Origin of the sequence: Tritonibacter scottomollicae, assembly GCF_003003215.1 — a bacterium.
In the GTDB taxonomy this organism is placed as follows: Bacteria; Pseudomonadota; Alphaproteobacteria; order Rhodobacterales; family Rhodobacteraceae; genus Epibacterium; species Epibacterium scottomollicae.
The window spans coordinates 1-11,406 of record NZ_PVUF01000032.1 but is presented as its reverse complement, the minus strand read 5'-3'; the positions used below and the strand labels follow the sequence as shown (position 1 = coordinate 11,406).

Below are 11,406 nucleotides of genomic sequence, written 5' to 3'. Positions count from 1 at the left end.
ATCGTCCACCGACGCCCGAAAGCATCGTCCCGATAGACCAGAGGCCGACCATGCACTAACATTTACATCGGGCCACTTGGTGGGGGCAGACCACGCCGAAGGACAGCACTACCGAATGACCGGTCTCAACCTGCTGGCTGCGATCATCATCTACTGGAATACGAAACACCTCGGCCACGCGATTAAAGCCCGAAAACGCGAAGGGCTCGACTGCTCGCCCGAGCTTCTGGCGCATATCTCCTCCCTCGGATGGGCGCATATCTTGCTCACCGGTGAATACAGGTGGACAAGGTAGGTCAGGATCAGCTTATGATACGATCCTGCTCCCAGCCGGAAGCGACCCCAGTCATCTCGCGCAGACCAGCCCGCTCTACGACTCCAAGTTGCTTCCGCACACGTCGCCGCTCGGATAGGAGCACGTCATCCTATCCGGCGACTTCGATTGGCATTCCGGGGCTGCTGAGCGCAAAATTGCGCGGCCACTGAACATCAGGCCCGTCAGAGACTGGGGAACCTGACGACGTTCGCTGAAAGTTCCGCCTTAGAGTAGTCCTACGCAGAAACCTTCCGATGAGGCATCTCAGGGTGAGCGCAGGTCTTTGGAGACGCAAAGATGACCACCGCTCTCTTGGATCGGCTTACGCACCGCTGCCACATCCTCGAAACCGGCAACGACAGCTACCGCTTCAAGGCCAGCTCAGAGGCTGCAAAGAAAACAGCAAAGGAGACCAAAACATTGACCGCGTCATAGGCTACGACGCCTAACTGAGAGTGGGTCAAATCTCGGTGAAAATACCGGATCAGTTCTCAGTGCCATTCAACACCTGCCGGGTTTCTACCCGCCCGACAAAGCTGACGTCAGGCAATGCGCCGCAGGAAGCCGTTCTGCGCGACAGTGATCAGCAGACGCTCGTGGATCTGGTGGTCGACCTCGAAGCTGCCGTTTTCCTGCAGATAGGCCTGGATGGCGGTAAAGGGGTTGTTCCCCTTGCCCCAGGGGCGGTCGGTGTAGGTGTCTGCTTCCATATATTCGATCAGGGTGTCGAACACCACGCAGTAGCTGCCGACCGAGGTAAGCGGCGCATAGGCGCGCAGTTCTTCCAGGACATGCTCATGGGTGTGGTTGCTGTCCAGACAAACCAGGACCTTCTCATAGCCCGATGCGAAGTCCCGCACCTGGTTGATGATTTTGCTGTCCACCGAAGAGCCTTGGATCATTTCAATCCGCGACCGCATCGGGTGGGCGTCAATGGCTGCACGGTTGTGGTCACGGATGTCGATGTCGATGCCCAGAACCTTGCGCTTGGAAACGGAGGGATCAAAGCTCTCCCCGGCTTCAATGGCATCCACCATATCCAGCATTGCCAGCACTGAGGCCGAAAAAACCAGCGACCCGCCATGGGCGATGCCTGTTTCGATGATCAGATCTGGTCGCAGATCGTAGATCAGCTCCTGCATCGCGACGATGTCCTGCGGATACTGAATGATCGGGCGATCCATCCAATGAAAGTTATAGGAGTATTGGGCCTTGGCGGAACTGCGCAAGAAATCAAGCGATGCTTTTTGAAGCGTGGCGTTGGCGACCATTTGTTCGGTACGGTCGGCGATTTCGGTTTTGAAGTGGGTCATGGTTTAGGTCTCTCGGTCAACAAATGGGAAATCAGGCGGGAAGCGGATCGTCGGTGCGTCGTCCTATGACGCAGGGCGGGTCATCGGGATTGCCCGGCCGGGCGCCAAAATGCAGCAGATCACGGCGGCCGTACTGATCCGCGATGCTCTCGGCGAGCGCGCGCACCGTAGTGCCGGTCCCACTGCAGATATTGGTGATGCCGGTGCGACCGGACAGGGCGTCTTGAACCAGAAGGGCAGCAGCGTCATCGATGTCCATGAAATCGCGGATCTGAGTGCCGCAGCTCAGCTCCAGCGGGCGCCCTGCAGAGAGGTTTTCGTGCAGGGCGGCCACAAGCCGCCGTGGATCTTCGCCTCTCCCGTAAAGGTAGAACAATCTCGCCCACAGAAAGGACACTCCGGCATTCGGGAGCGTCGCCTCCAGCGCGGTTGCGCAAGCGGCCTTGGCGGCGGCATAGGGGGATTTCGGATCAAGCGGCGTGTCAGATGTGACCAGCCCACTGCTGAGATCGTATTCCAGGCAGGTGCCGAGACCGACGAGCCGGGGCACCCCGGCTTGCTGTATACCCTGGGCCAGCGCCATGGTTCCAGAAAGGCAATGCAGGTTCCTGAGCGAGGTCTGGTATTGTCCCGGCTCGGCATACCAGGCCATATGCAGCACGAGATCGTAACCCTGGGTAGTGTCTGCCCACCAATGCGCGGGCATTGAAAACAGGTCCTCAACCGTGACGATGTGGTCGGGACCTACATGCGGCGCGGTGACCTCGGGGCCGCAGATGCGCTCTGCCGAGCCCGACCGGATCACGTGGCACAGCTCATGCCCCTCACGGTGCAACTGCCGGGTCACCGCGCGACCGACAAATCCCGTAGATCCGGTCAGAAGAATGCGTGTCATAGCTCTTCTCTCTGCCAACTCATGCGAATTTTTGCATTAAAAGGGCTTCGGTGACATGCGCGAGCGCGCGTGTTCCCGCGGCATCCAGCATAGTTTTATCTTGGCAGCCAAAGTCGATCACGACGTCGCCAGCGTCGATTTCATCAGCCGCCGCGGCAGTGTGGACGGGCAAGTTTGCCCCGTCCTGAAACCACTTAATGATTGTTCCATCGCAGTTGCCGATCACCGTGATCCTTTTGGCCCGCAGAACCTCAGGCAGTTTGACACCGGCGAAATATAGCGCTGCATTGTTTCGGATCTTCAGCATGGGCGCCGGAAGCAGACTTTCTAAGCCTTTGCCGCGCAGCCGGGCAGCCAGAGCATAACTCTCCAACGGGTCGCGGCCACTTTGCAAGCGCAGCCGCAGTGCGCAGGCCATACGCTCGGATGCAAGCGCACGCGCATACTGGGTGATTTTTTCCGGGTGGGACAATCCACCGTGGTTCACCGCCAGCCCCAGGAGCACCTCCACCCCGCCGCTGTAGCTATCCCAGCCAGACATGGTCTCCTCGAAGCCGGCCTGCGCACGGATATCGCCGTCGAAATGGCGACTGATGGAAACGTAGAATGCCCGCTTTGCGTAGATCAGATCCCCGGCAGCCAGATATTCCGCAGGGGTGGTGAAGGCCCAATGGGCAATGGAGTTGATGATCGGGCTCACAGCCCGGAAGACATCCCGTCGCACAATGCAGATTTCAGAGTATATTCTGCACTCGACAATATGCTCCAGCAGTCGGCTGTAGTTGCCTTGGTCAATCGTGACATCGCCGGGCTGGGTGTAAAACTGCCCGGTTACCTGGTTTTTGACCAGGTCCTTGACCCGCCAGGGCGCGTAGAGAGCGCTGGCAGCCGGATTGGCGTCCAGCATTTCGATTGAGCTTGCCAGCGCGTCCGGGCGTAGCCGGTCGTCATCGGCAAGATAGACAAGATAGGTGCCCCTACCGGCGCGCATGGCCGCATGCATGTTGGGAACCGCCCCGATGTTTTCGCTTTGCTGCAGGATGGTCAGGGGCAGCTGCGCCTGTGCCGCCTCCAGCAGGGCCAGGGTCGTATCGCTGGAGGCATTGTCCGAAATGATGATTTCAGTTTCGAACGGCAGCTCCGATACCACTTCCTGCAGGTGCGCAAGCAGCGTTTCCAGGTACGTGGCGCGGTTGTAGGTTGGAATGCAAATACTGAGCTTGAGATTTGGCATCGAGTGTCCTCTCGGAATGTGGGGGCTGGGCCTTCAGGCCTGACGCGCCAAAGTCTCTTCGGGGGCTGCTAGCTTGGTGGGTTCCGGCATCACGGTCCAGAATTGGGTCCCGTGATCGCGGGCCATCCACGCGAGGCTGGCGACGATTTCCTCCTTGATGTTCCAAGGCAGGATCAGCAGGTGCTGTGGCGGCGCGTCCAGCAAAGCCTCCACCGGGCGTACTTCGATATGACTGCCGGGCAGGAAGCGTCCCTGTTTAAAGGGCGCAGCATCGCAGACATAGGGCAGCAGACGCGGATTGATGCGGGCATAGTTCAGCAGGGTGGTGCCCTTTGCGGCAGCGCCATAGGCGGCCACGGTTTCGCCGCGCGACTTGCAGCTGATGAGAAAGGCCAGCAACTTGTCGGCAGCGTGATCTGCCTGCGCTTGCAGGTTGCGGTAGAACTCTTGCGTGCACAGGCCTGCCATCTCTTCTTGCGCCAAACCGGCCGCGACCGAGGCCAGCTGAGGATGCGACGCCTCTTGCCGACAGCCCCAGACCCGCAGGCTGCCGCCATGGGTGGGCAGCGGTTCCACATCAAAGATCCTGAGACCTGCTGCTGCAAAAATCCGGCTCACCGCTGTCAGCGACAGATAGGAGAAATGCTCGTGATAGACGGTGTCGAACTGACCATGTGCGACCAGCTCCAGCAAATGGGGAAACTCAAGCGAGATCACGCCCTCGGGGGCGAGCAGCTGGTACAGACCGCGGGTGAAATCATTGATGTCGGGCACGTGGGCATAGACGTTGTTGCCCGCGATAAGGTCGGCGCCGCCGTCCTGCCCCAGCCCCTGAGCGGCCCGGTCCTGGCGCAGCGCAATGGCGCTGGCTTCCGTGAAGAATTCAAGCCGACTGTCCACGCCCTTGGCGCGGGCCGCTTCCGCGGTGCTGGCGGTCGGTTCAAATCCCAAGCAGGGGATCCCCGCCTCGACAAAGTTTTGCAGCAGATAGCCGTCGTTGGAGGCCACCTCCACCACAAAACTGTCGGCCGTCAGCCCAAAGCGCCCGATCGCGGCCTCGGCATAGCGCGCGGCATGGGCGCACCAGCTGCTGGAGGTGGAGGAGAAATAGACGTAGTTGGCGTCAAACAACTCATCGGCGCGGCAGAAATCCTCTGTTTGCACCAAGGTGCAGGAAGGGCAAAAAAACAGCCTCAGCGGGAAATGGATCTCCGGCTGCAGGCGTTGGTCAGCCTCCAGATAGGCATTGGAGGGCGGCGCATGGGCCAGGTCCAGAATATTGTGCGAAAGCGGTGTCGAGCAATGGCGGCAATGCATCACGAGGCCTCCTTTATGTCAGGGAGAAACGGCTGGGCGGAATCGCGGTCAGAGATCACCGTCACCGGCAATTTCCATTGAATGGCAATCTGAGGATCCCTGTATGACAGGCCGGCCTGATGGGCAGGGCTGAAGGGTTGGGAGTGGCTGTAATGAAGGGTCACATCGTCGCTAAGGGTCTGAAACCCATGCGCAATACCTGCCGGGATATAAAGCGTATCTGCCTGCGCTCCGTTGAGAACTATACCGACCCACTGCAGATAGGTGGGCGAATCCGACCGCAGGTCCACCAGCACATCGTAGACGCGCCCGGTGATGCAGGTCAGCAGCTTGATCTCGGCAAAGGGTGGCGTCTGGTAGTGCATCCCGCGGATGGTGCCCTTGGCTTCGGTCCGCGACAGGTTGCTTTGCACCCAGCGGCTGTTCAGCCCGGCCTGTTCCAGCATATCCGTGCAGGACAGACGGCAGAAGCTTCCGCGCCGGTCCTCATGCAGCTGTGGCCGATAGTGAAATGCACCGAGGAGCGGCAGGGCAGACAGACCGGAGCCAGACAGGGCAGGATTGGGCATGAAGGCGGCTGACATGATCATGTCCAAGTTTTCCAAGGGGCTTCCCCGCTGCTCCAGAGACCTTCAAGATAGGTCTTGTCCCTGAGCGTATCCATCGCGCTCCAGAAACCTCGGTGCTGATAGACCGACAGTTGCCCGCCCCGAACCAGCCGCTGCAGCGGTTCCTTCTCCCAAATTGTCTCCGACCCCTCGATATGATCCAGCACCGAGGGCTCGCAGACAAAGAAGCCGCCGCTTACCCAGCTGTGGTCGCCTGCAGGCTTCTCGACAAAACCACTAGCGGCATTGCCGTCCATTTCAATACTGCCGTATCGACCCGTGGGTTGTACCGCGGTAACCGTCGCCTGGCGGCCTTCGGCAAAGTGAAAGTCGAGCAGACTGGTCACATCGACATCGGAAACCCCGTCGCCGTAGGTCAGACAGAAGGTCTCGGTCAGATGCGGTCGGGCATAGCCCAGGCGGCCGCCAGTCTGGGTCAGCTCGCCGGTGTTCAGCATGGTGATACGCCATGGCTCGGCGTCGTGGTTCAGAATGTTGAACTCGCCGGTTCCCAGGTTAACGCTTACATCCGCATTATACAGCAGGTAATTGGTGAAATAATCTTTTATGATATGGCCTTTGTAGCCACAAAGGATCACAAAATCCGTCAGCCCGTGGGTGCTGTAGGACTTCATGATATGCCAAAGAATAGGCTTGCCGCCGATCTCCACCATCGGTTTTGGCCGCAAGTGGGATTCTTCGCTGATCCGGGTGCCCAGGCCGCCGGCTAGGATAACGACTTTCATGTGCTTGCTCGCAATAGTTAAAATCTCACTTGAAATTTAGAGATATGCGAACGCAGTTAATTTTCTTTTACCCAAAGCAGGTGTTTCAGGAGCTATTGTCAATTCTGGTGTTTAGGCTGTCATCAAGCGGCGGCCTTATCTTGTGTCGATGGCTTGATGCCGTTGATGAAATCGACGCCTTCGATGACGTCTGCGAGATGAGCGAAGGCGGGACCAGCGCCGAGCGGAACGTCACCGGCGTGCCCGTCTTCGAGCGCAGCTTCGGGATCTGCATCGTGACCGGGCCGATCCCGGTCTGCACGGCGCGTTCGGGGTGGTGTCCGTTCCGAACAACCGCGGCTTGGCCCTCCGGGGTGCGATGTTTCGCATATTCGGCCAGGAAAGCGTCTAACTCCGCCTCGACAGCCGTTTGCAGAAGCTCCCGCGCGCCCTTGCGTAGAAGATCCGTCAGCGGGTCCGACACGGCGTCGCGACCGGCAAATTCGATGATGGTAGCGTCATTCATGGTCGTGCGTCCTTGATGGTTGGTGGTTTGTTTTGCGACATCAAACCAACCAGATGCACCGCCGCCTGATGACCGCCCAAACACCAGATTCAGTCATAGCTCGTGTTTCAGGTTTGGTAACCATTCTCTTTTAGGCGTTTTCGAACCAGCGTCCCTGTGGGCGGCCCTTGTCCGAGGTTGATCATGAGAACTCCCCCATCCTATCCTTGCCCCGTGTGCCAACCACAGACGCAGAGCGGCTTTAGCGGCAGAGTGATCGAGCAGCGGCTCAATATACCGTTGCTCCAGAATGTCACCTTGGCGACGCAGGAGGCGGCAAAGGCAGCCCTGCGCGGCGCCCTGCAAATGACCCAATGCAGCAATTGTGGCTTTGTCTGGAACGCCTCTTTTGACCCCGATGTCATGACCTATGACGGCGACTATAATAATGATGTAAGCGCGTCCTCTTTTTACCAAGCTCATCTTTGTAGCATGGCAGATCGAATTTTGGCCTCGGTACCGCCAGAGGAAGAAATCCACTATGTGGAGATCGGCTGCGGCGAAGGCGACTTCTTGTGCCTTCTGCATGAGCGCGGCCAGGGACGTGTTGTTTCAGCCGTCGGTTTTGACCCTTCTTTCACTGGGCAGGACAAACTGCCGGATGGGGTTGTCGTCCACACCAGCTATTTTACACCGGCGCAGGTCGCGCAGATCCCGGCGCAGACCAATGTTATTTGCTCGCGCCATACCATTGAGCACGTGAGCGATGTGAAGAGCTTTGCCGCAAGCCTCGCCGCGGGCATGGCTCCGGGGCGGCAGCTGTTTGTCGAAACCCCGGATGTGGACTGGATTTTGCGGCATGGCGCCTTTCAGGATTTCTTCTACGAACATTGCGCGCTCTATACTCCGTATTCGATCAGCTTGTTGCTGGCGCAGCATGGGCTGCAGTGCGAGGTTTCGCCCGCCTATGATGGGCAATACATGTGGGTTCAGGCACAGATTCCCGCGGCAGGAACACCCGTTGTTCAGCCGCTGTCCAGAGCCCCAGAGGCGCAGGGTCAGGCTTATAAGGCACACAGCACCGCGCTCTTAGACAGCTGGGCTGCTTACCTGGAGCGCCGAGCGAGCGCTGGCCCGATCGTCGTCTGGGGCGCTGCTTCAAAAGGTGTAACGTTCTCCTTGCTCATGAACGCCCGTGCCCGAGGGATAATCGCTGCTGGTATCGACCTCAACCAGGCCAAGCAGGGCTGCTACATGCCTGTCACTGGTATCCCGATTGTGGCGCCGCAAGAGGCGATGCAGATGGGGGCGGCGACCATTGTGATCATGAATCCGAACTACGAGACAGAGATCCAGAAGATGATTGCCGGGATGGGCTGGACCGCCGAGGTCGCAGTGTTGAACGAAGCCAGTGACGACCCTCGACTCAAGCATGTGTCTTAACCAAAAAATACAATCTCAGGAAGATCTCAGACAGATAAGGCACCACCGTGAACAACAACAAATTCCACAGCGATTTCTCCTTCTGGCAAGGACGCCGAGTGTTCGTAACCGGGCATACCGGGTTCAAGGGCAGTTGGCTGACCGCCTGGCTGCTGCAAATGCAGGCTAAGGTGCGTGGTTTTGCGCTGCCGCCGTCGATGGCCGGGGTGCCCGAAGGGCGACAGAGCTTCTTTGACGAACTGGGCCTGGCGGCGCATATCGACCATGTGCCGGGTGATGTGCGCGATCAGTCAGCATTGCAGCAGGCGATGAAGGTTTTTGATCCTGAGGTTGTCATCCACATGGCAGCGCAGCCGCTGGTGCGTTACTCCTATGCCGCACCGGTGGAAACCTATGCGACCAATGTGATGGGCACCGTACATCTGCTGGAGGCCTGCCGCACTGTGGCGCCGTCACTGCGCTCGGTTGTCGTGGTCTCCAGCGACAAATGCTATGAGAACCGCGAGCAATTCTGGGGCTACCGGGAAAATGACGCCATGGGCGGCCATGACCCCTATTCCAACAGCAAGGGCTGTACCGAGCTTGTCACCGCCTCTTACCGCAGCTCCTATTTCCCGCCAGACCGACTACAGGAACATGGTTTGGCGCTTTCGTCGGGCCGGGCCGGCAATGTGATTGGTGGTGGCGATTGGAGCCCGGACCGGATTGTGCCCGACGCCATGCGCGCCTTCGCTGAGGGCGGTACCCTGAGCTTGCGCCATCCCGGGGCGTTGCGCCCCTGGCAGCATGTGTTGGAGCCCCTGGCGGGCTATTTGCGCCTAGCCGAAATGGGATTTTCCACACCCGCGGCTTGCGCACGTGGCTGGAATTTTGGCCCTGCCGACGAGATGAATCTCTCCGTCGAGGAAATGGTCTCCGGTTTTGCCGACTGCCTTGGGCCGGAGTTCCAGTGGTCGAGCCAGCCGGATGGCGACCTGCACGAGGCAACCCTGCTCAAACTGGACTGCAGTGCCGCACGGCAGCTGCTGGGCTGGCAACCGCTGCTCGATGCCGGCCAGATGACGGCCTGGACTGCGGAATGGTACAATGGCCGGACGCCGGAGCAGAGAAACGCGGCCGTCGTGCGTCAGATCTCGGAATACCGGCAGCGGAGGGCAGCGGCGTGATTGTTAGTCGCTCCCCTGGAGATATTGGGTTGAGGTCGTGTCCTCTGGAGCAACGCCCGAAAGTTGGTGAGGGTCCCGAACAGATGAAAGACGAGTGCTTGATGTGGTCGCAACGGTACCTGCTGGGCCATCGCCTCCGGCCATGAACAGCAGGCGCCCCCCGCATTGCCCGCAGGTGTGCGCGCTCCTGGGCCTCTCTTGGGCTAGCAATATTGTAGACGGGATCTTTCAGCAGCTCCTTGACGAAGGCTGAAGGGCGGGCCTCGGACGTTGGGATCGTGAGCGTTCGTTGCGCCCGGGTCGTGGCGACATACATCACGCTGCGCTCTTGGGCGTTGGCGTAGGGTTCTGCTTCGGGCGAGACAAGAGCGAGAAGGGGGCGTCGACGATCATTGATGGGAATGTGCGCTATCGGCACCGAGCAGGACAACGTGGTCAGCCTCCAGGCCCTTTAAGGCATGGATGGTCTTGAAGGTGATCGCCAGGTTCGGATGCCGTCGACGGAGGCTGCGCATGTCGGGCTCGATAAAGCGGTAGCGGCCCAGCAAGAGGACCGTTGCTTTGCGACCGGGCTGAGCAGGCTCAGCCGCCAGGGCTTTCAGGCTGTCATCCAGCACCTGCTCGCCGGTATCGCGCCGGGTCCCTGCAATTTGGATCGCGGGATGCTCTGCCTCGCCGGCAAGAACAACCGTCTTGGTGATCTGCGCCGGGTTGCAAAGCACGAAGCGCCGGGCAGTCAGGGCGATCTTGTCGACCGACCGGAACGTCCGTCCGGTGTCCACCGTGTGGTGGACACCGGTGTGGCCGGCGAAGACGCCGCCGAACTCGCGACCGAAGTTGCGCATGATGTGGATGTCGGATCCGGCAAACCGGTAGATGCACTGCCAGTCGTCGCCGACGGCAAATATCCTCGCCTCCGCATTCTGGGTCATGAGTGCCTGGATCAGCCGCGCCCGGCCGGCCGAGATCTCCTGAAATTCGTCGACAAGGATATGGCGGAACGGGATTTCGTAGCGCCCACTTTCCACCAGTGCGGTCGCGCGGTTCACCATGTCCTCGAAATCGAGGCGCTCGCCCAGAGTGTCCTGATACTCGCGGTACACCGCCCCGAAGATCTTCAAAAAGGCCTCGCCGCGTTTGCCCATCTTCAGGGGTGCGGCTTTCGTCTCGCAATCATCTAGGTGGTAGCCGCCGTTCTTGAAGTGCCGCAGGAAGGTCGCGATCAGTGAGATGCCTTCAATCCCTCAATCGCCGTCAGCAGGGCCGCAATCGCGTCGTCTTCCCTGGAAAGCAGGGCAAGATTGTAGCCTGATCAGGCTAGGGACTTGAGTTGGGGCAGGTGCCTCGATCAGAGTGGCTTCCTCGCAGATGTGAAGGGACTCTCGGGAAACGATGATCTCGGCAGGCGCGCCGTCGAGGATTTCCCGCGCAAGGGAGCGCGCTTGTTCAAGGCTCGGATCTTCCCGACCTTCAGATGCGGACCAGGCCGCGGCTTTTCCGGCCAGCATCAGTTGCTGCAGAGAGAGAATCGTCTCGGCCGTAGGGTTCAAGGTCTCGCCTGTTGCTGTCCGAATGCTGTCCCGCGCTGCGCGAAGCATCTTGTTGACGCCCGCCTCGGACAGCGCGTCGCGCGACAGAACGTCAAGCATGGTCTCCAGAGACGCGATGTCTGCCTCGCTCGAACCTTCATTCAGTATCGTACGTTGGTCATGAGCAGAAAGCTCCGGATGCAGTCCCTTGCTCGCCAGATGAGATCATGCGCTGACGCTCGATGCGGTCAAGCTCGCTGCGGACAACTGAGGTCAGCCAGGCCTTGGCCTGGACGGGGGGCAGCTTTCCATCAGTGATTGCATCCAGCATCCGGTCGCACTCGTAGTTCAATCT

At 59.6% G+C, this 11,406-nt stretch carries 11 protein-coding genes and 2 pseudogenes; 4 read left to right on the top strand and 9 right to left on the bottom strand.

Features of this window, described 5'->3' with window-relative positions; all coding sequences use genetic code 11:
• Both CLV89_RS21425 and CLV89_RS21420 read left to right on the top strand, forming a co-directional pair.
• Positions 1–295, top strand: a 295-nt coding sequence (locus CLV89_RS21425) for a Tn3 family transposase (protein ID WP_243395113.1), incomplete at its 5' end; no start/stop codon positions are given.
• A gap of 294 nt (positions 296–589) precedes the next feature.
• A pseudogene (locus CLV89_RS21420) lies at positions 590–751 on the top strand (ATP-binding protein); the annotation flags it as partial.
• Between the two features lie 107 nt (positions 752–858).
• On the opposite strand, the gene CLV89_RS21415 reads toward CLV89_RS21420, so the two are convergent.
• From CLV89_RS21415 to CLV89_RS21385, 7 genes and pseudogenes are all read right to left on the bottom strand, one after another.
• A complete protein-coding gene (locus tag CLV89_RS21415) occupies positions 859–1,629 on the bottom strand; it encodes a cephalosporin hydroxylase family protein (RefSeq protein ID WP_106165630.1) in 771 nt (256 codons plus the stop codon).
• A 31-nt stretch (positions 1,630–1,660) separates the two neighbouring features.
• On the bottom strand, positions 1,661–2,524 hold the full coding sequence (locus CLV89_RS21410) for an NAD-dependent epimerase/dehydratase family protein (RefSeq protein WP_106165629.1): 864 nt from the start codon (positions 2,522–2,524) through the stop codon (positions 1,661–1,663).
• Between the two features lie 19 nt (positions 2,525–2,543).
• Entirely contained in the window at positions 2,544–3,758 is a 1,215-nt protein-coding gene (locus CLV89_RS21405) for a glycosyltransferase family 2 protein (protein ID WP_106165628.1), read from the bottom strand.
• A gap of 33 nt (positions 3,759–3,791) precedes the next feature.
• Positions 3,792–5,075 carry a class I SAM-dependent methyltransferase gene (locus CLV89_RS21400; RefSeq protein ID WP_106165627.1) on the bottom strand — a complete coding sequence of 428 codons (1,284 nt, stop codon included), beginning with the start codon at positions 5,073–5,075 and terminating at the stop codon, positions 3,792–3,794.
• On the bottom strand, positions 5,075–5,659 hold the full coding sequence (locus CLV89_RS21395; RefSeq protein WP_243395112.1) for a dTDP-4-dehydrorhamnose 3,5-epimerase family protein: 585 nt from the start codon (positions 5,657–5,659) through the stop codon (positions 5,075–5,077). The genes CLV89_RS21400 and CLV89_RS21395 overlap by 1 nt, the downstream gene beginning before the upstream one ends.
• Positions 5,660–5,661: 2 nt before the next feature.
• The gene (gene rfbF / locus CLV89_RS21390) at positions 5,662–6,429 is read right to left on the bottom strand and encodes a glucose-1-phosphate cytidylyltransferase (protein ID WP_106165626.1); all 768 of its coding nucleotides are present in this window, start codon (positions 6,427–6,429) and stop codon (positions 5,662–5,664) included.
• Positions 6,430–6,634: 205 nt separating this feature from the next.
• A pseudogene (locus CLV89_RS21385) lies at positions 6,635–6,934 on the bottom strand (transposase); the annotation flags it as partial.
• A 252-nt stretch (positions 6,935–7,186) separates the two neighbouring features.
• Between CLV89_RS21385 and CLV89_RS21380 the strand changes: the two are divergent.
• Positions 7,187–8,356 (top strand): class I SAM-dependent methyltransferase, encoded by a 1,170-nt coding sequence (locus CLV89_RS21380; protein ID WP_106165625.1) that lies wholly within the window; start codon positions 7,187–7,189, stop codon positions 8,354–8,356.
• Between the two features lie 47 nt (positions 8,357–8,403).
• On the top strand, positions 8,404–9,522 hold the full coding sequence (gene rfbG / locus CLV89_RS21375) for a CDP-glucose 4,6-dehydratase (protein ID WP_106165624.1): 1,119 nt from the start codon (positions 8,404–8,406) through the stop codon (positions 9,520–9,522).
• Positions 9,523–9,911: 389 nt separating this feature from the next.
• Here rfbG and CLV89_RS21370 read toward each other — a convergent pair whose 3' ends face one another.
• Entirely contained in the window at positions 9,912–10,667 is a 756-nt protein-coding gene (locus tag CLV89_RS21370) for a UvrD-helicase domain-containing protein (protein WP_341477134.1), read from the bottom strand.
• A 99-nt stretch (positions 10,668–10,766) separates the two neighbouring features.
• Positions 10,767–11,171, bottom strand: coding sequence for a hypothetical protein (locus tag CLV89_RS21365; protein ID WP_106165623.1), 405 nt, complete (start codon positions 11,169–11,171; stop codon positions 10,767–10,769).
• Positions 11,172–11,406 lie beyond the last annotated feature (235 nt).

Excerpts from the sequence above, each read along its gene's own strand:
- CLV89_RS21405 (WP_106165628.1), bottom strand. The coding sequence starts at position 3,758 with ATGCCAAATCTCAAGCTCAGTATTTGCATTCCAACCTACAACCGCGCC.
- CLV89_RS21400 (WP_106165627.1), bottom strand. The coding sequence starts at position 5,075 with ATGCATTGCCGCCATTGCTCGACACCGCTTTCGCACAATATTCTGGAC.
- CLV89_RS21415 (WP_106165630.1), bottom strand. The coding sequence starts at position 1,629 with ATGACCCACTTCAAAACCGAAATCGCCGACCGTACCGAACAAATGGTC.
- CLV89_RS21365 (WP_106165623.1), bottom strand. The coding sequence starts at position 11,171 with ATGCTTGACGTTCTGTCGCGCGACGCGCTGTCCGAGGCGGGCGTCAAC.
- rfbF (WP_106165626.1), bottom strand. The coding sequence starts at position 6,429 with ATGAAAGTCGTTATCCTAGCCGGCGGCCTGGGCACCCGGATCAGCGAA.
- CLV89_RS21370 (WP_341477134.1), bottom strand. The coding sequence starts at position 10,667 with ATGGGCAAACGCGGCGAGGCCTTTTTGAAGATCTTCGGGGCGGTGTAC.
- CLV89_RS21395 (WP_243395112.1), bottom strand. The coding sequence starts at position 5,659 with ATGTCAGCCGCCTTCATGCCCAATCCTGCCCTGTCTGGCTCCGGTCTG.
- CLV89_RS21410 (WP_106165629.1), bottom strand. The coding sequence starts at position 2,524 with ATGACACGCATTCTTCTGACCGGATCTACGGGATTTGTCGGTCGCGCG.